An 18,350-nucleotide genomic window follows, 5' to 3' on the forward strand; every position below is an offset into this window, starting at 1 on the left:
CCTCCCGCAGACAGCCGGCGTGCGCACTGCCCCCAGGCGCACGCCGGTCTCCGGTTGACGTCCCTTGAAAGGACCCCGATTCACATGACGACGGACATGGGCCGTGCCCCACGACTCACACACCACGAAGCACGCCAGCGCCTGGCACACGAGCGCAACTCCCGCCTCGCCCAACTGAGGGCGATCGAGGAGTCCGCGCCGCATGCGGACGAGGACCTGCAGGCGGCACAGACCGCCGCGATCGAGCGCGTTCTCGAGGAGATCGACGCTGCCGGACGGCGCCTGTCCGACGGCTCCTACGGAGCCTGCAACAGCTGCCGAACCACGATCCCCGTCGAGCGCCTCGAGATCCTGCCGTACGCACGCTTCTGCGTGGGCTGCCAGCAACGCGCCAGCTGACAGAGCCGATCCAGTGGAGGAGTTGCGGCCGTGACCCATCAGATTTCTGCAGTCGACAACCGACGCCTCGAGACCGCAGAACTCACTGTTCTGCGGTCGGCACTGCTCGAACAATTGCAGTTCCGGCGTCAGCAACTCCGGGAAATCGCTGAGGATACCAACGACGCAGCCGGTACGGCAGGCGCTCGTGACACCGCCGCGCACGGCGAGGTCCGTGACAAACTCGCCGTGGCCGCGCAGACCGCATTGGCCGAAACTGAGGCCGCTCTGACCCGAATGGACGCGGGACGGTACGGCGGATGCGGCCGATGTGGTCGCACAATCAGCCTCCAGTGTCTGTCGGTCCACCCTCAGGCGCGCTACTGCACTCCGTGTCAGCACTTCCTCGCGGCCCAGCAATGACCGGGGCCGATCACCAGCCACGGTGGCCAGCCGTGTCCGCCGCCACGGCCGGCTCGTCGGCCACAGTCGCGAACGCCTCCAGCGCGCGGATCAGTTCGCGCCGTCGGGTGACCGCCATCGCGCGGACGACCCGTTCGATCTCGGTCCTGCGGGGCCCGACTGACGCGGCGGACCAGCCCTGCGGTCACTTCCAGGCGTTCGGCCAACCTGTTCAGCCGACTGGGCCCATGGCCTTCGAGGACGACCAGCGTGCGGAACTGCGTCAGCGTGACCGTCTCCTCTACCTTCGCCGGCGGCCGGGCCGAGATCCCCACCAGGACCCGCGACGCCGTCAGTATCGCGGCGACCATGTCGTCGACGGTGTCATCCGTCGGGGCGTTCGAGGTTCGGGCACTTGAGCCGGCCACAGCTCCACCTCCCAAAGTTGCAGTGGCTGATTCATGCCGAGAGTGGTCCAGCCGGCGCGACTGCACGTGGTTCTGAGGATTGCCCGGAACAAAAGTTGTACTTCGCGATATTTGATGCCTGCAACTCTTAGTCGCTGCACCGACCGCCGACGTGACGAGGATGCTGAGGAAAGTTTGAGATCGCGTGTCGTTCCTCCTTCCGCCCGGGGATCCACCCCATCAACGCGCGAGACAGGACGGAGAGTCGCATCCGAGGAGGAGGAATCCGTGGCTGAGCGTCCGTCCAGACCCAGACCATCCGCGCTGCTCGTGATCTGGGTTGGCATGCCTGTCACTGACGTCACCGGCCGACTCGTCGGCTCGGTGAAGTACGTCAAGCACGGCAGGCCGGCAGCGGTCACCTATCCTCCGGACGCCGACGAGGACCTCGACACCGCATTCGCGCGAGGGGCCCGATGGTCCATGTCGATCATGCGGAACATCTCTCGATGATCTTCAAGACCGCGGGTGTAGTCGCTGCCCTGACCACACCCGTAGCCGGCGAGTCTTCGTGAAAGCACTTTGAAGAGGCGAACGCTCTCTGGGCAGACAAAGAAAACCCTCCCGCGGACGATCAGATGCGCGCGTATCGTTGCAGCGCGCGCCATCGCCGGCCATCACGCGGGTATCGCGTCGCCTCACCGGTCGATCACTCGTACCGCGGGCGGTCATCACCGGAGCTCGGTCTGCACGACAAGGTGGTCGTGCAGATCTAGCCACGGGCAACCTGGCCGCCGAGTCCCGCGAGTGGGACAAGATCCGCACCTGGGCAGCCGGCATCGGCTCCGCCCTCACCGCGACCCAGCTCGGCTGACGGTCCGATGAGCACCTACTTCTGCGGTGGGAACGCCTTGGAGTGCTCGATGGCGAAGACGGCGGCCTCGGTGCGGCGCTCCACATTGAGCTTGCGCAGCAGCGACGAGACGTAGTTCTTCACGGTCTTCTCCGCGAGATACAGCGACTGCGCGATCTGGCGGTTCGTCTTGCCCTCGGCAATCTCCGCGAGGATGCGGCGCTCCTGCTCGGTGAGGGCGGCGTAGCGGGGGTCCTCCTCGGCGACGGGGTGGCGCAGGCGCTCGAGGACCTTCATCGTCATCGCCGGGTCCAGCAGGGACTCCCCCGCGGCCAGCCGGCGTACCGCGCCGACCAGGTCGGCGGCGTGCACCTGCTTCAGCAGGTATCCGGCGGCCCCGGCCATGATCGCCGTGAAGAGTGCCTCGTCGTCGGAGTACGACGTGAGCATCAGGCAAGCCGGCGGGTTCTCCATCGTGGAGCGGATCTCGCGGCAGACGGAGACGCCGTCGCCGTCGGGCAGCCGGACGTCCAGGAGGGCGACATCCGGCCGAACGGCGGGGATCCGCGCGATCGCCTCGGCGGCGGTCGAAGCGTCACCCACCACCTCGATGTCCGGCTCGTCCTCGAGCAGCTGGTGCAGCCCCAGCCGAACCACTTCGTGGTCGTCCAGCAGAAAGACCCTGATCGCCATCTCGGTCTCCGTCTCCTTCAGATTCATCCGCCGGACGCACCTGACCGGCGCGATGCCCCCCAAGCATCCCTCACTTTTCCTCTCCGCAGGGAGGACGACCGTCCCGTCTACCCCGGGACTTTTGGCGTGCACCGCCGGACAGATACGCCCAACGGCCCTGGTGGCCGGGGACCTCGGGCCCTGCCCGGCCATCCGTCAGCTTGATTGGCTGGAAGCGCGAAAATCGACAGGAAGGCGGACTCCGATGGACACCAGGTCGCAGAACGTGGACGTGCCGGGCGACCTCGGCGCGCGGGTCAGGCATCGCCGGACGGCGCTCGGGCTGAGTACGTCGGAAGTCGCCCAACGCACCGGCATGAGCACCCGCCGCATCGAGCGCATCGAGACCAGGCCGGTCATCCTGACCGGTGGTGAACTGGTCAGACTCTCGCGGGCTCTCGACACGACCATCACCGAACTGTTCGCTCCGCTGCAGCACCAATGGACACGCCGCACGGCACTCACGCCCGAACCGGTGCTCGAGCCGATGCGCCGCGACGAATGCGTCAAGCTCATCGAGTCGGGTGGCGTCGCACGGATCGCGTACAACCGGGCCGGCGACCTGACCGTGATCCCGGTCAACTACTGCTACGTGAACGATCTGATCATCTTCCGCACGGCCGCGGACAGTGCCGTCGCGCAGTTCGACCTGGCACCGATCGCCTTCGAGCTGGACCGCGTCGACGAAGGTATGCACGACGGGTGGAGCGTCCTGGTGAACGGCATGGTCCGCCCGGCCACCAACGAAGAGATCGAGTCCGCACTCAACCGCGTAGAGCCGTGGGCCGGCGGCACGCGCGAAACGTACGTCGCGATCGAGCCGCATCGCATCTCGGGCCGGCGGATCCGCTCCTGGTGATCCGAGCACCGAAAGAGGCTCACCGGGTTGCCGGTGAGCCTCTTTCGATTGCTGCGGTCAGAGATCCAGCTCGTGCTCCCGCAGCCGCGCGCGGGCGTCGTCGAACTCCGCATGCGTGATCAGGCCGGCCGCGAGCCGGCGCTCGAGAATGTCCAAGGGCGAAGGAAGGCCCACCGGCGTCGGCGGAGACCGATTGATGAGTCGTACGGCGCCCCAGGCAACACCACCGACGGCCAGGGCCCACAGAGTCGCTGCCAGGACGATCCAGCCAGCGGCGATACCACCCATCGCGTGCATCATCGCTCGTCTCCTCCGCTGCGCGCTGCGTGCGGCGATCCGGTCAGCAACCGTCCCAGCTCCTCACCCCAACGGCGGGCGCTGTCGACCTCGACCTCGCGGATCGGGCCGGTCGTCTCCTCGACGAAGAAGCTCGCCGATCCAGTCAGCAACCGAAAGCCCATCCGGCGCAGCAGCTTGGCAGCCGACCTCGCGGCCGAGCCCGGCAGCCGGCGGACCTTGGCGATGCGGGTGTCGAACGTCGCGACCTCGACCTGCCGGCCACGTCGTCCCGAAGCGAAGCCGGTATCCGTGCTCAGCATGCCGAGCCATTCGCGGATGCCGGTCTCGACAGGCATCACCACCACGTGCTGATTCCTGGCCTCCTGGCGGGTCGACGCGCGGCTCATCGAGAACGCGTGCGTCGGTCCGCCGACAACAAGTAGCCGCACATCCCCGGGGACCACCGTCGGGGCCCGGTAGGCCGGGACCATCTCGGTCGGCACACTCTCCCTCAGGCCTGTGCAGATCGCCTCCGCGATCTTCTCGGTGTTGCCGTACATGGACTCGTAGACTACGAGCGCGCGTCCGGTGTCGGACATGATCTGCCTCCGTTTCGGGGTCAGTAGGTCGGAACGACAAGCTCGCCGCGCCGGGCGTCGCGGAGCTTCTCCACACGCTCGCGCTCGGTGGCTGTCACGTGATGCGGCACGATCGCGACCGGGCAGGTCATCGCCACAACCGACCGGCGCGCCACCGCGTCGACCAGCAACGGACCGGCGTGCGATCCGACCACGACCAGGCCGACGTCGACGCTCTCGTGCACCAGCGCCGCCGCCGGCCGGCGGCTGCTCAGGAACCGGGTCACCTTCACGTCCGGGAACCTGCTCGTCCACGGGGCCAGAGTCTCGGACAGCATGTGGTCGGCCCGGCTGATCCACGAGTACTCCGGGTCCTGGTCGCTCCAGGCGTGCTCGGCGGGCAGGCCGGCGTGCACGACGATCAGGTCACCCTCGCGGCCGGCCGCAACCCCGAACGCGAACTCCAGCGCCTCCGCGGACAGCGGAGTACCGTCGATGCCGACGGCAACTTTGCGGTCCAGCAGGCAGGGCTTCCACGACAGCGGTACGACGACCACCGGGCAGCCGGCCCGGCCGGCCAGGGTCAGACTCGTGTGCGTATGCACCAGTCGCTGCGGACCACGGCTGCGTGATCTGCCGATCACCAGCATCCGGGCGCTCCGCGCCGCGTGCGCGAGGACGCGCACCCGCGAGCCCTCCCCCGCGACCGCGGCCAGTTCCATCGCATAGCCGTCGCGGTGCCGGACGTGCGCGACCGCCACCCGCAGTGCGTCGTCCGCAAGTTCGGCCGGCGCCTTCGGGGCGTACCCCGGCATCGTCGGCGAGTACGAGCCGTGCGCCGAGTACGGCGCCACGAGCACCAGCTCCGCACCGGTCCGCAGAGCCTCTGCGGACGCGTAGTCCACGACCCGCAGATTCTCCGCAGTACCGTCAACTTCGACCACGACCGGTCCGTTGCGGTTCCAGGTACTCATCCTTCTACCTCTCTCTTACTGCAGGCCTGTAGCCGGTACAACGGCCAACGGGCAGGGTGCGTGGTGGAGGACGCCTCGGGTGACGGAGCCTCCGAGCATGGCGGCGATCCGGGTGTGGTGCCTGATGCCGACGACCACGAGCTGGGCGTCGGTCTCGGTGGCCGCGGTGACGATCCCGTCGACCACGTGCCCCCGCCGGACCTCGAGCTGAATCGTCAACTCCGGGTACTTCTGCCGCCATTCGGCGGCGACGTTCTCGAAGTGCCCCTTGCTCAGGGTCCGGGCCGGCGGCCCGACCACGAGGTCCGCCCTCTGGTCGAGTCGGCCCGGACTTGCGTCCAGTACTTCTGGACATCGTTGACAAGCCCAATCGACGCTTCGTCGACAGCAGCCGGTTCCCAGCCCGGCACGTGCCGGAGCTGTTCGTCGATCACGTGCACCGCCCGGAGGGGCTCGTGCCGGAGCAACGACTCCTGCAGAGCCCACTCGAGGGCACCGGTGTCACGCCAGGAGCCGTCGACACCCACGTGGATCACCGGCTGCACGGTCATTGTGCTCACCGCAGCCACGGGTAGCGGCCGACGATGTCGAGCTTGCTCCACCAGCGACCGAGGCCCCACACGTTGCCAGCAGCAACGAGCGCGAGGACGACGAGCGTGATGGCGCCGAGGATGTGCTCGTCCAGGACCGGGTTGTTCTCCGGCGGAAGGTTCGCCGACCACATCAGCATGTACAGCAGCGCACCGCTGACAGCCGCGATCCGCATCCCGATGCCCAGGGTCAGCGCCAGACCGATACCGGCCAGACCGATCATGAACAGCGGAGTCACCCACCAGTCACCGACCAGCGACTGGTAGAAGTCGGCGAACGGGCCATTGGTGCCCTTGCCGAGGAATCCGGCGGTCGGGTCGCCACCGTCGATCCAGCCCTTGCCGGCCGGAGTCGCGTAGCCGAGGCCGAACACCTTGTCGACGAACGCCCAGAGGAATTCGAGGCCGAACGCGATCCGCAGGACGGCGAGCGCACGCCCGGCCGCCGTGGTGATGATCTGGTGCCGATCGCCGTCGAGCTCCATCACAGGAGCCGGAATGTTGCGTCGGTGCGGCGTGGTGGTCATGGTGTCGTTCCTTTCACTCGATTCGACACCTTGATCGTCGGCCGCAGCACCACCTCGCAGTCAGGGCCGTTGTCACCCCATCCGCACCAGCCGAAGGGCCCCTCCGGGTCGGGACCCCCGCCGCTAGGAAGTGCCCGCCGAAGACCGGAGGCTGAGATGAGGCACGAAGGGCGTGCCGCTGAGAGCCGGAGGGCGGACGGCGAATGAGCAAGACCTCCGTACTGACCGACGACGAGATCGGCATTCTGCTCACGGCTGCCGTGCACGCGCCGTCGATGCACAACACGCAGCCGTGGCGCTTCGAGGTCCACGGTCCGGTGGTCGACGTACTGCTCGATCGCAAGCGCCTGTTGCCGAGCGAGGATCCGGCCGGTCGCGCGAACCGGATCGGGATCGGCGCGGCCGTCCTCAACCTCCGGGTCGCGGCGGCGATGCTCGGCCGCGAGTCCCGAATCGTTCCGGACCCCGACCCGAATTGCCCGGAAGTGATGGCACGGGTCTTCGTGGCCGACCGCAGGACCCCGGTGCCGGGTCTCGGAAGCCTGTACGGCGAGCTCCGCGCCAGGCGCACGTACCGCGGTCCGTTGCTTGATCAGCCGATCCCGCCGCGAGTCACGGGACGACTCGACGAGGCGGCACAGGCCGAGAGGGCGACCCTGCGCTGGCTCGATGCGGACGCGACGTCGCGGCTCGGCGAATTGCTCCGGCGGGTCGACGAGCACGACCTCCACGACGAAGACCGCCTGCACGAGCGGCTGCGGTGGATCGGTGGAGACCGATCCGGCGACGGCATCCAGGAGAGTGCGCTCGGTCCGTTACCCACCGGCCCGGCGTTCGTCCGGGATCTGTCCGCCGGCTCCGACAGTTCACACCGCAGCCAAGCCGTCTTCGAGGACAGTCCGGCCATCGCTGTGCTGTGCACGCCGCAAGAGGATGCGGCCGCGTGGCTGCGAGCCGGCATGGCGCTGGAGCGGGCGCTCCTCGTCGCGACGTCGTACGACCTGGCCGCGTCCTTCCTCAACCAGGTCCTCGAGCACAGCCCGTCCCGGGCCGCGGTCCGCGAACTCGTCGGCGGGCGCTGCTGGCCGCAGATGGTGATCCGTCTCGGCTACCCCGCACAGCCCGCCCACGGAACCGCTCGCCGGGACTGGCGCGATTCCTTCGACCGCTGGTTCTGACACACCGACAAGGAGACTCAACATGTCGACACGCCCCGCCCCGATCGTCGTCGGTTACGACGGATCGCCGTCGAGCGCGGACGCCGTGCGCTGGGCGACCGCCGAGGCAACCCGGGACATGGCGCCGCTGAGGATCGGCGAATCCTTCGAGCTCGTCGTCTACTCGCGACCGTCACCGGGACACGTCGTACCGCTCGACGCTCTGCGTACGACCCGGGAGAAGGGGCTCAGCGCGCTGGCCGAGACCCTTCGCCTGCAAAATCCCGGACTGGAGGTCGATACCGTGCTCGCCGGTGGCCCGGCCGCGGAGGCGCTGCTCGAAGCGGCTCAGCAGGCCAGGCCACGGTGGTGGTCGTACACGCCTGGACCAGTCCGTTCTTGACCTATGCCGGCGGAGCGTCGATGCTGCAGTTCGGCGAGCACAAGATCGAGGACGAGGGACGCTTGCTCGTCGCCGAGTCCGTGGCGGGCGCGGCCGCGGACCACGCCGACGTGCAGTGGACCACGGAGCTGGCCGAGGGATCAGCAGCACAGGCGCTCGTGCGACGGTCCGGGTCTCCCGACCTCGTCGTGGTCGGCTCCCGTGGCCGTGGCGGCTTCACCGGCCTGCTGCTCGGTTCGGTCGGCCAGAGCGTGCTGCACCACACCCAGTGCCCGCTCGCGATCGTTCGCTGAAGCCATGTTGAGCATCGCTCCGCAGACACGGACCCTCGCCGAGCAGGCCACGGCCGTCCAGCGCTGCGTGCTGACGCTGCCGACCAGTACGACACGATCCAGCGCCGGATCGGCTACCTGCCGGGCGACTTCGTGGCCTACCCCGATCTCACCGGCCGCCAGTACCTGAGCTACTTCGCGACCCTGTACGGCGGAGTGGAGCGGGAACGGATCGACCTGCTGGCCAAGCGGTTCGATCTCGACCTGACCGTACGGATCGGCGCGTTGTCGCGCGGAAACCGGCAGAAGGTCGGCATCGTGCAAGCGTTCATGCACGACCCGGACCTGCTCGTCCTCGACGAACCGACCAGGGGCCTGGATCCGATCATGCAACGCGAATTCCGTTCCCTGATCCGGGATCTTCCTGGTCTGCGGCATCGGCCACGGCGCCCGCGCACTGGCCGGCGAAGAGGAACGCGGAACGCTCGAACTCCTCCTCGTCACCCCGGTGTCGGGCTCCCGGATCGTGGCCGACAAGGCGCTCGCGCTGGCGCTGTCACGGCCCTCGCTCCCTGGTCGCTTTGCATCTGGTGTTTCTTGCCTCCAGCAACTTCATCGGCAACACGTCAGTTTCACCGCACCATCGGATCGGGAGGCACGCCATGACATCGACCTCGAGCACAGGAGTTCCCCTGCCCCTGCAGGCCGGTGATGAGATGGGCCGGCTGGCACGGTTCCACCGCGATGTCAGCTGGACCGGCACCATCCAGGCCGGGGCCATGGGGCCCCGCAGCCCTGCCATGACCGCGACCGGAACCGGGCGGCACCACACGATCCAGGACGGACTCTGGATCGTCGGCGACTACCAGCAGGACCAGTTCCTCATCGACGGAACCTTCGTCCTGCGCTGGCAGCTGCACTGGGTCGCGGGGTGGGACGCCCGGGCCGGCGAGTACCGCGCCTCGGTCGCCGACAACTACGGCCACGCCGAGATCCTCGCCGGCAGGATCGACGGTGACTTCCTCACCTTCCAGAGCATCGGCCGCCCACCCATCCGGATCCGCCTGTCCTGGCGCCTCATCGACGACACCACGATGATGTGGCGCAACGAAGCATCCGTGCATGGCGGACCGTACGAGCTCATCGAGACCTACACCTGCCGTCCACTCGAAACAGCCGCCTGACAGGGGTGTCCGCGCCGTCCCCGCTACGAGTGGCGTCCGGGCATGCCCGGCGGTCGCCGGAGCCGCGGAGCGGGGACCAACGTCCCGAAACGGGAGCCGAACGGTCCTGCCGCGGACCGCCTGAGCCATGTCAGCCTGCAACTGCGGGCGGCCTCGTGCCGACCACGCCGACGGACCGGAAGGGGCATCACCATGAAGGCAATATCCGGCAACTGGATCGTTGTCGAGAGCACGCACCTGGACCAGCCGAAGCGCCACGGGCTGATTCTCGAGGTGCACGGCACCGACGGGGAGCCGCCGTACGTGGTCCGGTGGGACGACACCGAGGCCGAGACTGTGTTCGTGCCAGGACCCGGCACCCACATCCTCACCACGGAGCAGATGCAACAACTTCACAGCCACTGAGCACATTCGGGGGGACGAAACCATGCTCAACACAGCTCCGGCCGCGCCGCTTCGCAGGCCGGCCGCACTGATGCCCGTCGTCACGACGGGCATTCTGCCGACGGATGCCGCGACTGTGATCCGGCAGCACTTCGTTCCTATCCTCGGCCCGGTGGCTGGGCACAGCCGGGCGCGCATCACGCGCCTGAGCGAACCGGGACTGATCCGGCCGATCGTCGCGCAGGTCGACGTACGGCTGGGACATCACGGGGTCCGGGCCCAGGTCGCCGCCGCCACGATGTCGGAGGTCGTCGGCCTGCTGGCGACGCGCACTATCGAACAGCTCCAACTGTTCCCGACGGCACTCGCCCGATGCCTGCGCGAGCGCCCCGCGACGTCGCCACCGCCCTGGCCGCCGGAGCTCCGTCCACCGCACGATCGCCGACTGGCGCGCCACAAGAACTGCCGGCTCACGACCATGACGGTCGGCGAGGCAATCGCCATGCTGGAGACAATGGACTATCGTTTCCACCTCTTCCGGGAGAGGTACAGCGGCCAGGACAGCGTCGTCGTCCGCGCCGGCTCCGGCAGTCGCCGCATCCTCCAGCCCGTGCCGAACCCGATCGGCATCGACCTCGGCTCTCCGCCGCTCGTCCTGGCCGCGGCGCCTCGATCGAGTGTCGCCGCAGCGAGAGCGCGCCTGGACCTCACCGGTGCCCCGTTCGAGGTCTTCACCGACAAAGCGATCGGACGTGCCTGTGTCCTCTACGCAAGGTACGACGGCCACTACGGAATCCTCCGGCCCACGGGCGCGGCCCGGCGATCTGCCTGACCGGATGCCCGGGCCGAGCTTGATGATCGCATCGAGCCTCGAACAACGCGGTCTCAGTGCTGAAGTACTCCGGCGACGGGCGAGGCACCGACCATGAAGGCCGGGTAGCTCAACGGCCTGGCCTCCACCACGTACAGGTCACCGGACTGTCCGTCCTTTGCCCAGTCGAGCTCCATCCGCCGCTTGCAGCGCGCGTCGGCAAGGACCGACCAGTGCGCGAGGACCTGGAGGTCGTCGTCGGTGAGCACCAGTCCCCGGCGCTCCTGAGGAGTGGTCGGCACCGGTCGGGTTGCGCGGATTCCGGCGTACACCGTCTTGGTCCGTTTCGCGCCGCGGTGCCTGATGATCATCGGATGGCTGCCCGGATAGATCGAGAACTGGTCGGGATCGTCGGCGGCCGGCTCCCCCAGGCCCCAGGCCGCGCTGACCCGGACCAACGAGCTCTCGCCGTGGACCGTGCCCGAGCCGCCGCGGTCCGAGCGCACCATCAGCTGGACCGTGACCGGCATGGCCGCAGTCAGGTGGTCAGGTCCGCAGAGCTCGCGGTCGCCGACGGCCGCGGCACTGAACAGATCCGCGAAGCATCGCCGGCACGCGGCGAGCACATCGGCCCCGGTGTTCAGATGAAGGAAGAGCTCGTCTCGTGCCCCGTCCTGCGGGGTGATCGGGCTGCACCGGACGGCGACCTCGGTGCCGTCGCCACCCAGCTCCTCGTAGGCGGCGAGAATCTCGTCGGCCAAGGCCGGCGGCAACGACGTGACACCGAAGGCGGTGCGGATCGCGGCCGCAACCACCCTCAGATCCCGCCCCGCCCGGTACCTGCGGATCTCACGCGCGATCACCGGCCCGAGCCGCCCCTCGCGCACGAACTCCTCGTACGCCGCCGCGGTCACGGCGAAGCCTGCCGGAACCGGGATGCCATCCCGTGACAGCTCCGCCAGCCGGGAATTCTTCACACCGACCTGAGCGGGGTCGGTCGCGGCGTCGTCCTGAAGACGAACGATCCTGTCGGTGCTCATGGGTTACCGCCTCCTGTCACAGTGCCCCGGCAACGAGTTCGGTCAGGTCCAGCAGACGGCTGGTGTACCCCCACTCGTTGTCGTACCAACCGAAGACCTTGACCAGGCGGCCCTGGACCTGCGTCAGCTGAGCATCGAAGATGCAGGACGACGGGTCGCCGATGATGTCGTGGGACACGATCGGATCCGTCGTGTAGCGCAAAATCCCCTTGAGCGGTCCGGCCGCGGCGTCGGCGAAGGCCTGGTTGACCTGTTCGACGCTCGCGGCTTGCGTCAGCTGGACTGACAGATCGGTCAGCGAGCCGTCCTCGACCGGGACCCGGACCGCCACGCCGTCGATCTTTCCCGCCAGTTCGGGGATCACGAGTCCCACCGCGCGGGCCGCGCCCGTACTGGTCGGAATCAGGTTGGCCGCGCCCGAGCGCCCACGGCGCAGATCCTTGTGCGGCGAGTCCAGCAGCACCTGGTCGTTGGTATAGCTGTGGATCGTGGTCATCAGGCCATGCTCGATGCCGAAGGCCCGGTGCAACACCGACACCATCGGCGCGACGCAGTTGGTCGTGCACGAGGCGTTCGAGATCACGTGGTGAATCGCCGGGTCGTAGTCGTCCTCGTTGACCCCGAGCACCAGCGTCGTGTCCACGTCCTTGCCAGGCACCGACAAGATCACCTTGCGCGCACCGGCCGCCAGATGGGCGCCGGCGGCCTCGCGGGTACGAAACTTCCCGGTCGACTCGATCACGACGTCGGCGCCCACCGCGGCCCAGTCGAGCCGGGCCGGATCCCGTTCGGCGGTCGCACGCAAGGTCCGGCCGCCGACGGTGATCGTGTTCTCGGAGTAGCTGACCTCCTCCTTCAAGGGGCCGTACGTCGAGTCGTAGCGCAACAGGTGCGCAAGGGTCGCCGGCGCGGCCACGTCGTTGATCGCGACCACCTCGATCCCGCTCGAACCCCGCTCGAGCACGCAGCGCAGGTAGTCGCGCCCGATCCGCCCGAAACCGTTGATCCCTACTCGAACGCTCATGATCTGCCCCACAGTCGGATGGTCTGCCTCGTTGTCTCAATTCGATCGGCTGGACGAGGTCGTCGTCAGAGTCGAAGGTCCCAGGTTCGGCCGCCGGACGACTGCCAGGACCGCCAGGGCCAGACCGAGGACGAAGAACACGCCCGCGCTGGCCAGGATCGCGATCCCCAGCCATTGCAGGACCGGCGCAGTGGCGCCGACGTCGGCCCGCACGGCGACGTCGCTGCTGCCGTCCTCCGCCATCACGACCAGCGTCCAGTCGCCGTTCTCGATCGGCCAGGTGATCGACTGCTCCCCCGGCCCGGACGCCTGCGTGCGCCAGATCATCAGACTGGACGGAGACTCCGCCGGCGCGATCCCGGTGTGGTCGTCGTACCTCGTGCTGTTCGGGCCGATGACCCGCACAGTCGTGTACTCGACCCCGGCCAGATACCTGCGAACGTCGGTGGCCCGGGCAAGACCGATGAACACCGGGGTGCCGTCGATCGACTCGACGCGCACCCTCGCGTCGCCGAACCAGCGCCGGGGCACGGAAGCGGTGCCGGTCTCGATCGCGAAGTCCTCGCTGGCCAGGGCGTACCCGGTTGTCCGCATCGTCACCTTGTCGGTAGTGATGAAGCCCGCCGAGTCACGCCGGCCCTGGTCGAGACCCGCCAGTGCTCCGCCGACCGCGAGACCGGCCACAGATGCCAGCGTGACCATGACACCGACAATCAGCGCAATGGTCCGCCCGACCGAGATCCGTGCTGCAGGATCCGGCGGAGGCGACGGTGACATCGGCACCGCATCCCGCAGACCAGCAGGAGGCTGATGCAGCGTCGTCGTCCCTGGGTCGTCGCCACCCATGTCGAGCCGGAACGGCGGGTACTGGTCGACCATCAGTCCGGCGTACGCCGCGACGCGTAACGCCCAGCGGTTCATGCCAAGGACGAGGTCGAAGATCGAACGCGGGTAGCTCCCGGTGAACAGCAGCACGATCGCCGCCACCACAACGAGCAGACCGATCAGGCCGGAACCCCAGACCGCCACCCGATCGTCGGCCCGGGTTGCGAACCAGGTGCCACCGCCGACGAAGAATCCGACCACGATGTAGTGCGGGATCGCGAGTAGCCACCACTTCACCAGCACCAGGCCACGCGACAGGTGCTCCGGATACGCCACCTCGAGATGCGCCGGGTACGACGGTAGGTCGTGCAAGGTGAACGGCGGATACCGATCCGTGCCGAGCGCGCCGTATGCGTAGAACTGCACCCGCCACGTCCACCGCATCACCCCGACGTTGAAATCGAAGATCCACCGTGGGTAGCGGCCGGTGAACAAGATGGCGAAGAAGGCCACCAGGCTCAGTACACCGAACGCGATCCACAGCACGGCCAGGACGAGCAGGTGCGGGATCACCAGGATCCATTTCACCAGCCACAGCCAGCGATTCAGCCGGTCGTCGAGGGCCCCGTCCACCCGCACCGGATAGGTCGTCGTACTCATCACATACCTCCAGACCCGCGGTTCTCTCCCCACCACCGTCTGCCCGCAGTCCGTCGTCCTGCAGGGGCCAAAGTCCCGTTCGGAACGTGCGAACAACGGGACCTCAGGCCCTGCTGGACAGCGCTGCGTGGGATGTCGGTGGACGTGAGTGCACAGCGAAGGAGGCAGTGATGGACGACAAGAAGCTTGCCGAACGCAACCGTTCGACCGGTGTCGACGAGACGCTGCGCGAGCAGGCGGTGATCGAGCTGCGCAAGCGGCGCGACCTGGCCGGCCACGTTCTCGCCTACCTGACGGTGAACACCTTCCTGGTGGTCATCTGGTACCTGACCGGGGCCGGTTCTTCTGGCCGGCCTTCCCGATGTTCGGCTGGGGCATCGGCGTGATCTTCCACGCCTGGGACGTGCTGCGGCCTGAGCCGGGCGAGTCCGTCGTCCAGACGGCGATGAACCTCATCGCGCGTCGGAGGTGATGCCACTCACTTCTGGCCGTGGAGCCAGCGCGGGGCGACCAGGTTCCATTCGTTCTCCCAGTCCCGCGCTGGGCGGCGGTGCTCGGGCGAGCCGGAACGTACCCCACACAAGGAGCCAGGATCCGAACAACATCAACAATCCGACGGCGGTACGGACGGGCACTGCCTCAAGATTCCGTTGTCCAGCACGCGTGCGGTCAGAGTCCAAGGTCCCGGTCTCCGCGGACCGGTCGTCCTCTTCCGTCCAGGTTTTCAGTCCCGGATCAGCACATCGTCGAGCGGGCGACGTGGGGTGGGCGGAACCGGAGGCCCGTAGCCGAAGCGGATGACGGCCTGGGGACGCTGCCAAGGCCCGAGGGGGTCGTTCATCTGCCAGCGCAGTCCCTCGTGCTCGATCACCTGGTTCAGCAGCGACGTCGCCACACCGTGCGCTGTAGCCTCGAGGAGAACCCGCTCCATCGCCTGCCCGGCGCGCAGCCACTCGATCGGGCCGTCGAACCTCGTCGCCAGCACGGCCAGCTGAGGTTCCTGCTCGAACGCCGCCACCGGTCTCGCGGCATCGGCATCCGTCGCGGCCAACTCGCGCACCACCGTCTCGCCGCCTGCGATCCGGGGTCCGAGCGCGGTCGACGGAACACCGTCGAGGTCGCGGTCACCACCGACCCAGAGTCGACGCTCGACCGTCCTGGCCTCGTCCTCGTCGTCCGCCTCGACCGCATCATTCGTTGCTAGCCGCAACCACCAGCGACGTGACGGCCGGTCGAGCCACTGCAGCTCGGCAGCCTCAGCGCGCGCACTGAGACCGAGCTCCGCCCGGACCTGGGCGGGAACCCGCTCGGCGGTGAAGGGCTGCCGGTTGGTCCGCCGTTCCCTCAGGTACGGAGCCAGCCGCTGCAACTGGTCGGTCAGCGGTACACCCAGTTCGACCTCCGCGACCAAGTCCGGCCGGCGCGGGTCGATCAAGTGAAGGACCCGCGACCCGTGGCCGCGAGCCGCGGCGGCTACGCGCAGGTTGAAGATCGCGGCACCCAACGACACGAACAACATCCGTCGCGTCGGATCCTCCGCGGGCAGCTCCCGGTGACGGTCCCGGTACACCTCGACCACCCAGCCGCTGAATCGGAACCGCCAGGGCTGCGTGTTGTGCATCGACGGAGCGGCCACCGCCGCGCGCAGCATGGCCATCCGATCCTCGTCCAGCAGCACGGCCATCGAATTCACCACGCTCTCCTAGCCCGGTCCGGGCTACTCACAATCTCGCTCCGTCACCCGCGCGGGGTCAGAGCCGTCTTGCCCGGAAGCGCAGGGACCTTCAGCCCGGCATCCGATGCCGCACGCCTCGTTCCACCTCCAGCAGTTCGCGAAAGACTCGGTAATCAAGAGATCTCTGGAGGTCGCGATGACAGGAACACTCGCCCGACTGCGGAACCGACTGGTCCTGCGCGCGCTGGACAGCGCACTCGCGACCCATCTGCCGACCGGCCTCATCGCCATCCGCTACACGGCCCACAACGGCGCCCGCATTGTCCTCCCGGTACAGGCCGTCCGGCACGACCGCCACTTGGCCGTCCTCGTCGGGGAACCCGACACCAAGCGCTGGTGGCGCCACTTCGTCGGCCAAGCTGCCTTGGAGATCTTCGTCGACGGCCAATGGACCACCGGCCGCGCCGCGATCAAGGTCGGTGCCTCGACCGCCGTCGCAAACCTCTACGCCGAGGCACACCACGGTGTCTCCCTCACCTACAACAGCGTCTTGCTGAGCATCGTCCTCGACTCGGCACCGGACACGGTCGCCCGGATCAACGCACGCACGCCTGCAGTTCGGTGAGCCAGGTGGTCAGCACGGCCGCGGGCGCGGACCAGAGCCAGGTCGCCAACCCACGCCGCGGAGCTCACCCCGCTTCTGGCTCTGGCGCATCCCTGCTTTGGGTGTCGCCGTACCCGCGGCCCGCCACGCCTTCCGCACTACCGGCTCGTCAGACTCAGATGAAGAGGAGTTGGGCGCCTTCGGTCTTTTCGATGAAGTCGGTGGCGCTGATGATGCCTTCGACCTCGTCGTAGAGATCGGACTCGTCGAGGTGCATCATGTCGGCGGACATCCGGCAGGCCCACAAGTGACCACCGGAGGCGACGATCTGGTCGAGGAACTCCGGTACGTCGGGGACGCCGATGTCGTGGATCTGCTTCTTCATCTGATGCGTGGCCATCGCCGTCATCCCGGGTAGGCCGCCGTGGGCCGCCGGCCAGGGCGTCGAAGAGGTAGTGGTTGACCGTCAGCACGATCGACGCGAGCATCGCCAGCGGCATCAGCCAGCCGACCAGACGCAGCGCCAATGGCCGGCCAGACCTGCGATCGCGATCCCCATCAACAGGTTCCAGCCGAAGTGGAGGCTCGGCGCCACGGCGTACTGGTTCACGAACGCCGGTGGTTGCAGCACCCGGTACGCCGAGGTCTGCTCGGTCACCGTGTCGACGAGGCCGTAGGCGGTGAGAAAGTCCCGGCGCACGTCGGGATGCGAGGTTTGAACCCGCCGGTTATGGTCCAAGCAACCGACTGCCGGGACGGTTGAGCTGTCAGTGCCGCTCCCGAGCTCCGGAAGGAACCGCCATGAACGAGGGCCGACGGCACAGCACGCAGATTGCGCGCCTCGCCCAGAGGATCGTCACCTACCGCGGCCTGCGGGTCGCGGCGCTCGTGGCAGCTGTCGCGCTGTCGCTGTGGAACGTCGGGCGGGTCCCGCACACGACCGTGCTGCCGGCCGTCGCCGGGCTGCTGCCGTTCGCGATCGGCAAGTACGTTCTGTGTCCGTTGCGCTGGCACGCGGTGTCGACCAGCGGCCGCTCCCGGCGGTGGCATCTGCGGGCCTACGCGGAGAGTGAGGTCCTGGGGCTCATCTCGCCGTGGCACGCCGGCGCCGACCTGTGGCGCGTGCACCGACTCGAGACCATCGGCGTCCGGCGTACCAGCGCCGTCGCGGAGGTCGCGCTCGACCGATTCATCGGAGCAGTAGGACTGGTCGCCGCGGTGGTGGTGTGCGGGGTGAGCCTGCCGTGGACCGTGCTCGCGGCGGCACTGGGTGCCGCCGGTGCTGTGCTCGTCGCCGCTCTCGTCGTCCGCCGGCGCCGTCCCGGCCTGGTGAGCCGCTGGCCGTGGCCGTCGCCCCGAGTGTTCGTGCTCGGCATCGTCCTGTCGATCGGCTATCAGGCAACGATTCTCGGGCTGCTCGTCGGTGCGATCGACGCCGTCGGCAGTTCGGTGCAGGCGCTCCAACTGGTCGCGGTCTTCGGGGCCAGTCAGGTGGCCGGCGTCCTTCCCGGCGTCCATGGGGCCAGTCCACGAGAAGGCGCCCTTGTGGCGGGACTGGCGTCGATCGGTGTCTCCTGGACGGCTGCCTTCGGTGCCGTCGCGCTGACGGCCCTGCTCTACTGGGTTCCCGCCCTGCTCGTCGGCGGGAGCTGCCTCTTCCTGCGCTGGCGCGGCTGGTTCACCGAGCCACAACCGAACTCGCCGTGACAGTGCGCCTCCGCATCGCCCATCG

27 protein-coding genes and 1 pseudogene are annotated in these 18,350 nt (G+C 68.3%); 15 read left to right on the forward strand and 13 right to left on the reverse strand.

Annotated elements, in window-relative coordinates:
• Nucleotides 1–84: 84 nt before the first annotated feature.
• Nucleotides 85–399: a TraR/DksA family transcriptional regulator gene (locus OG817_RS25445; protein ID WP_406047134.1), complete on the forward strand. Its 315-nt coding sequence runs from the start codon at nucleotides 85–87 to the stop codon at nucleotides 397–399.
• Between the two features lie 1,133 nt (nucleotides 400–1,532).
• The gene (locus tag OG817_RS25450) at nucleotides 1,533–1,700 is read left to right on the forward strand and encodes a hypothetical protein (RefSeq protein ID WP_406047135.1); all 168 of its coding nucleotides are present in this window, start codon (nucleotides 1,533–1,535) and stop codon (nucleotides 1,698–1,700) included.
• Between the two features lie 376 nt (nucleotides 1,701–2,076).
• Here OG817_RS25450 and OG817_RS25455 read toward each other — a convergent pair whose 3' ends face one another.
• Nucleotides 2,077–2,760 carry a response regulator gene (locus tag OG817_RS25455; protein WP_406047136.1) on the reverse strand — a complete coding sequence of 228 codons (684 nt, stop codon included), beginning with the start codon at nucleotides 2,758–2,760 and terminating at the stop codon, nucleotides 2,077–2,079.
• Between the two features lie 217 nt (nucleotides 2,761–2,977).
• Here OG817_RS25455 and OG817_RS25460 point away from each other — a divergent pair, with 217 nt between their 5' ends.
• Nucleotides 2,978–3,631, forward strand: a complete 654-nt coding sequence (locus OG817_RS25460; RefSeq protein ID WP_406047137.1) for a helix-turn-helix domain-containing protein — start codon at nucleotides 2,978–2,980, stop codon at nucleotides 3,629–3,631.
• 57 nt (nucleotides 3,632–3,688) lie between these two features.
• On the opposite strand, the gene OG817_RS25465 is transcribed toward OG817_RS25460, so the two are convergent.
• Genes OG817_RS25465 through OG817_RS25490 form a run of 6 tightly spaced genes read right to left on the reverse strand, consistent with a single transcriptional unit; the run spans nucleotide 3,689 to nucleotide 6,579 of the window.
• On the reverse strand, nucleotides 3,689–3,931 hold the full coding sequence (locus tag OG817_RS25465) for an SHOCT domain-containing protein (RefSeq protein ID WP_406047138.1): 243 nt from the start codon (nucleotides 3,929–3,931) through the stop codon (nucleotides 3,689–3,691).
• Nucleotides 3,928–4,509 carry a flavodoxin family protein gene (locus OG817_RS25470; RefSeq protein WP_406047139.1) on the reverse strand — a complete coding sequence of 194 codons (582 nt, stop codon included), beginning with the start codon at nucleotides 4,507–4,509 and terminating at the stop codon, nucleotides 3,928–3,930. Before OG817_RS25470 ends, OG817_RS25465 begins: the two co-directional genes overlap by 4 nt.
• 20 nt (nucleotides 4,510–4,529) lie before the next feature.
• A complete protein-coding gene (locus OG817_RS25475; protein ID WP_406047140.1) occupies nucleotides 4,530–5,462 on the reverse strand; it encodes a universal stress protein in 933 nt (310 codons plus the stop codon).
• Nucleotides 5,463–5,477: 15 nt separating this feature from the next.
• The gene (locus OG817_RS25480) at nucleotides 5,478–5,762 is read right to left on the reverse strand and encodes a universal stress protein (RefSeq protein WP_406047141.1); all 285 of its coding nucleotides are present in this window, start codon (nucleotides 5,760–5,762) and stop codon (nucleotides 5,478–5,480) included.
• The gene (locus tag OG817_RS25485; protein WP_406047142.1) at nucleotides 5,735–6,013 is read right to left on the reverse strand and encodes a universal stress protein; all 279 of its coding nucleotides are present in this window, start codon (nucleotides 6,011–6,013) and stop codon (nucleotides 5,735–5,737) included. Before OG817_RS25485 ends, OG817_RS25480 begins: the two co-directional genes overlap by 28 nt.
• Nucleotides 6,014–6,018: 5 nt before the next feature.
• The gene (locus tag OG817_RS25490) at nucleotides 6,019–6,579 is read right to left on the reverse strand and encodes a hypothetical protein (protein WP_406047143.1); all 561 of its coding nucleotides are present in this window, start codon (nucleotides 6,577–6,579) and stop codon (nucleotides 6,019–6,021) included.
• A gap of 203 nt (nucleotides 6,580–6,782) precedes the next feature.
• Between OG817_RS25490 and OG817_RS25495 the strand changes: the two genes are divergently transcribed.
• The 8 genes and pseudogenes from OG817_RS25495 (at nucleotide 6,783) to OG817_RS25530 (ending at nucleotide 10,811) form a co-directional block, all read left to right on the forward strand.
• Entirely contained in the window at nucleotides 6,783–7,757 is a 975-nt protein-coding gene (locus OG817_RS25495) for an Acg family FMN-binding oxidoreductase (RefSeq protein WP_406047144.1), read from the forward strand.
• 22 nt (nucleotides 7,758–7,779) lie between these two features.
• Nucleotides 7,780–8,139 carry a universal stress protein gene (locus tag OG817_RS25500; protein ID WP_406047145.1) on the forward strand — a complete coding sequence of 120 codons (360 nt, stop codon included), beginning with the start codon at nucleotides 7,780–7,782 and terminating at the stop codon, nucleotides 8,137–8,139.
• Entirely contained in the window at nucleotides 8,106–8,432 is a 327-nt protein-coding gene (locus OG817_RS25505) for a universal stress protein (protein ID WP_406047146.1), read from the forward strand. The genes OG817_RS25500 and OG817_RS25505 overlap by 34 nt, the downstream gene beginning before the upstream one ends.
• Nucleotides 8,433–8,495: 63 nt before the next feature.
• Nucleotides 8,496–8,768: pseudogene (locus OG817_RS25510) on the forward strand (ATP-binding cassette domain-containing protein); the annotation flags it as partial.
• Between the two features lie 79 nt (nucleotides 8,769–8,847).
• Nucleotides 8,848–9,123: an ABC transporter permease subunit gene (locus OG817_RS25515; protein ID WP_406057512.1), complete on the forward strand. Its 276-nt coding sequence runs from the start codon at nucleotides 8,848–8,850 to the stop codon at nucleotides 9,121–9,123.
• Nucleotides 9,074–9,595, forward strand: coding sequence for a DUF1579 family protein (locus tag OG817_RS25520; RefSeq protein WP_406047147.1), 522 nt, complete (start codon nucleotides 9,074–9,076; stop codon nucleotides 9,593–9,595). The genes OG817_RS25515 and OG817_RS25520 overlap by 50 nt, the downstream gene beginning before the upstream one ends.
• A gap of 192 nt (nucleotides 9,596–9,787) precedes the next feature.
• On the forward strand, nucleotides 9,788–10,000 hold the full coding sequence (locus tag OG817_RS25525; protein ID WP_406047148.1) for a DUF1918 domain-containing protein: 213 nt from the start codon (nucleotides 9,788–9,790) through the stop codon (nucleotides 9,998–10,000).
• Between the two features lie 22 nt (nucleotides 10,001–10,022).
• Nucleotides 10,023–10,811: a sigma 54 modulation/S30EA ribosomal C-terminal domain-containing protein gene (locus OG817_RS25530; RefSeq protein WP_406047149.1), complete on the forward strand. Its 789-nt coding sequence runs from the start codon at nucleotides 10,023–10,025 to the stop codon at nucleotides 10,809–10,811.
• Between the two features lie 53 nt (nucleotides 10,812–10,864).
• Here the strand turns inward: OG817_RS25530 and OG817_RS25535 are convergent, their stop codons facing one another.
• Genes OG817_RS25535 through OG817_RS25545 form a run of 3 tightly spaced genes read right to left on the reverse strand, consistent with a single transcriptional unit; the run spans nucleotide 10,865 to nucleotide 14,339 of the window.
• Nucleotides 10,865–11,830 (reverse strand): PEP/pyruvate-binding domain-containing protein, encoded by a 966-nt coding sequence (locus tag OG817_RS25535; protein ID WP_406047150.1) that lies wholly within the window; start codon nucleotides 11,828–11,830, stop codon nucleotides 10,865–10,867.
• Between the two features lie 16 nt (nucleotides 11,831–11,846).
• Nucleotides 11,847–12,854 (reverse strand): type I glyceraldehyde-3-phosphate dehydrogenase, encoded by a 1,008-nt coding sequence (gap, locus tag OG817_RS25540; RefSeq protein ID WP_406047151.1) that lies wholly within the window; start codon nucleotides 12,852–12,854, stop codon nucleotides 11,847–11,849.
• A gap of 36 nt (nucleotides 12,855–12,890) precedes the next feature.
• Complete coding sequence (locus OG817_RS25545; RefSeq protein WP_406047152.1) at nucleotides 12,891–14,339, reverse strand: DUF4389 domain-containing protein; 1,449 nt, start codon at nucleotides 14,337–14,339, stop codon at nucleotides 12,891–12,893.
• 170 nt (nucleotides 14,340–14,509) lie between these two features.
• On the opposite strand from OG817_RS25545, the gene OG817_RS25550 reads away from it, so the two are divergent.
• Both OG817_RS25550 and OG817_RS25555 read left to right on the forward strand, forming a co-directional pair.
• Entirely contained in the window at nucleotides 14,510–14,725 is a 216-nt protein-coding gene (locus OG817_RS25550; protein ID WP_406047153.1) for a hypothetical protein, read from the forward strand.
• Nucleotides 14,701–14,811: a hypothetical protein gene (locus tag OG817_RS25555; protein WP_406047154.1), complete on the forward strand. Its 111-nt coding sequence runs from the start codon at nucleotides 14,701–14,703 to the stop codon at nucleotides 14,809–14,811. Before OG817_RS25550 ends, OG817_RS25555 begins: the two co-directional genes overlap by 25 nt.
• A 252-nt stretch (nucleotides 14,812–15,063) precedes the next feature.
• On the opposite strand, the gene OG817_RS25560 is transcribed toward OG817_RS25555, so the two are convergent.
• Nucleotides 15,064–16,023 carry an Acg family FMN-binding oxidoreductase gene (locus OG817_RS25560; RefSeq protein ID WP_406057514.1) on the reverse strand — a complete coding sequence of 320 codons (960 nt, stop codon included), beginning with the start codon at nucleotides 16,021–16,023 and terminating at the stop codon, nucleotides 15,064–15,066.
• Nucleotides 16,024–16,210: 187 nt separating this feature from the next.
• Here OG817_RS25560 and OG817_RS25565 point away from each other — a divergent pair, with 187 nt between their 5' ends.
• Entirely contained in the window at nucleotides 16,211–16,639 is a 429-nt protein-coding gene (locus OG817_RS25565; RefSeq protein WP_406047155.1) for a hypothetical protein, read from the forward strand.
• A gap of 154 nt (nucleotides 16,640–16,793) precedes the next feature.
• Here the strand turns inward: OG817_RS25565 and OG817_RS25570 are convergent, their stop codons facing one another.
• Together OG817_RS25570 and OG817_RS25575 are read right to left on the reverse strand one after the other, a co-directional pair.
• Nucleotides 16,794–17,027 (reverse strand): DsrE/DsrF/DrsH-like family protein, encoded by a 234-nt coding sequence (locus OG817_RS25570; protein WP_406047156.1) that lies wholly within the window; start codon nucleotides 17,025–17,027, stop codon nucleotides 16,794–16,796.
• Between the two features lie 90 nt (nucleotides 17,028–17,117).
• Nucleotides 17,118–17,318: a phosphatase PAP2 family protein gene (locus OG817_RS25575; RefSeq protein ID WP_406047157.1), complete on the reverse strand. Its 201-nt coding sequence runs from the start codon at nucleotides 17,316–17,318 to the stop codon at nucleotides 17,118–17,120.
• Nucleotides 17,319–17,419: 101 nt separating this feature from the next.
• Here OG817_RS25575 and OG817_RS25580 point away from each other — a divergent pair, with 101 nt between their 5' ends.
• Complete coding sequence (locus OG817_RS25580; RefSeq protein ID WP_406047158.1) at nucleotides 17,420–18,325, forward strand: hypothetical protein; 906 nt, start codon at nucleotides 17,420–17,422, stop codon at nucleotides 18,323–18,325.
• Nucleotides 18,326–18,350 lie beyond the last annotated feature (25 nt).

The organism is Kribbella sp. NBC_00889 (genome assembly GCF_045207705.1).
GTDB lineage: Bacteria > Actinomycetota > Actinomycetes > Propionibacteriales > Kribbellaceae > Kribbella.

Excerpts from the sequence above, each read along its gene's own strand:
- OG817_RS25455 (WP_406047136.1), bottom strand. The coding sequence starts at position 2,760 with ATGAATCTGAAGGAGACGGAGACCGAGATGGCGATCAGGGTCTTTCTG.
- gap (WP_406047151.1), bottom strand. The coding sequence starts at position 12,854 with ATGAGCGTTCGAGTAGGGATCAACGGTTTCGGGCGGATCGGGCGCGAC.
- OG817_RS25555 (WP_406047154.1), top strand. The coding sequence starts at position 14,701 with ATGTTCGGCTGGGGCATCGGCGTGATCTTCCACGCCTGGGACGTGCTG.
- OG817_RS25520 (WP_406047147.1), top strand. The coding sequence starts at position 9,074 with ATGACATCGACCTCGAGCACAGGAGTTCCCCTGCCCCTGCAGGCCGGT.
- OG817_RS25490 (WP_406047143.1), bottom strand. The coding sequence starts at position 6,579 with ATGACCACCACGCCGCACCGACGCAACATTCCGGCTCCTGTGATGGAG.
- OG817_RS25530 (WP_406047149.1), top strand. The coding sequence starts at position 10,023 with ATGCTCAACACAGCTCCGGCCGCGCCGCTTCGCAGGCCGGCCGCACTG.
- OG817_RS25525 (WP_406047148.1), top strand. The coding sequence starts at position 9,788 with ATGAAGGCAATATCCGGCAACTGGATCGTTGTCGAGAGCACGCACCTG.
- OG817_RS25475 (WP_406047140.1), bottom strand. The coding sequence starts at position 5,462 with ATGAGTACCTGGAACCGCAACGGACCGGTCGTGGTCGAAGTTGACGGT.
- OG817_RS25485 (WP_406047142.1), bottom strand. The coding sequence starts at position 6,013 with ATGACCGTGCAGCCGGTGATCCACGTGGGTGTCGACGGCTCCTGGCGT.
- OG817_RS25580 (WP_406047158.1), top strand. The coding sequence starts at position 17,420 with ATGAACGAGGGCCGACGGCACAGCACGCAGATTGCGCGCCTCGCCCAG.
- OG817_RS25465 (WP_406047138.1), bottom strand. The coding sequence starts at position 3,931 with ATGATGCACGCGATGGGTGGTATCGCCGCTGGCTGGATCGTCCTGGCA.
- OG817_RS25565 (WP_406047155.1), top strand. The coding sequence starts at position 16,211 with ATGACAGGAACACTCGCCCGACTGCGGAACCGACTGGTCCTGCGCGCG.
- OG817_RS25570 (WP_406047156.1), bottom strand. The coding sequence starts at position 17,027 with ATGACGGCGATGGCCACGCATCAGATGAAGAAGCAGATCCACGACATC.
- OG817_RS25460 (WP_406047137.1), top strand. The coding sequence starts at position 2,978 with ATGGACACCAGGTCGCAGAACGTGGACGTGCCGGGCGACCTCGGCGCG.
- OG817_RS25470 (WP_406047139.1), bottom strand. The coding sequence starts at position 4,509 with ATGTCCGACACCGGACGCGCGCTCGTAGTCTACGAGTCCATGTACGGC.
- OG817_RS25500 (WP_406047145.1), top strand. The coding sequence starts at position 7,780 with ATGTCGACACGCCCCGCCCCGATCGTCGTCGGTTACGACGGATCGCCG.
- OG817_RS25535 (WP_406047150.1), bottom strand. The coding sequence starts at position 11,830 with ATGAGCACCGACAGGATCGTTCGTCTTCAGGACGACGCCGCGACCGAC.
- OG817_RS25450 (WP_406047135.1), top strand. The coding sequence starts at position 1,533 with ATGCCTGTCACTGACGTCACCGGCCGACTCGTCGGCTCGGTGAAGTAC.
- OG817_RS25545 (WP_406047152.1), bottom strand. The coding sequence starts at position 14,339 with ATGAGTACGACGACCTATCCGGTGCGGGTGGACGGGGCCCTCGACGAC.
- OG817_RS25560 (WP_406057514.1), bottom strand. The coding sequence starts at position 16,023 with ATGGCCGTGCTGCTGGACGAGGATCGGATGGCCATGCTGCGCGCGGCG.
- OG817_RS25550 (WP_406047153.1), top strand. The coding sequence starts at position 14,510 with ATGGACGACAAGAAGCTTGCCGAACGCAACCGTTCGACCGGTGTCGAC.
- OG817_RS25495 (WP_406047144.1), top strand. The coding sequence starts at position 6,783 with ATGAGCAAGACCTCCGTACTGACCGACGACGAGATCGGCATTCTGCTC.
- OG817_RS25445 (WP_406047134.1), top strand. The coding sequence starts at position 85 with ATGACGACGGACATGGGCCGTGCCCCACGACTCACACACCACGAAGCA.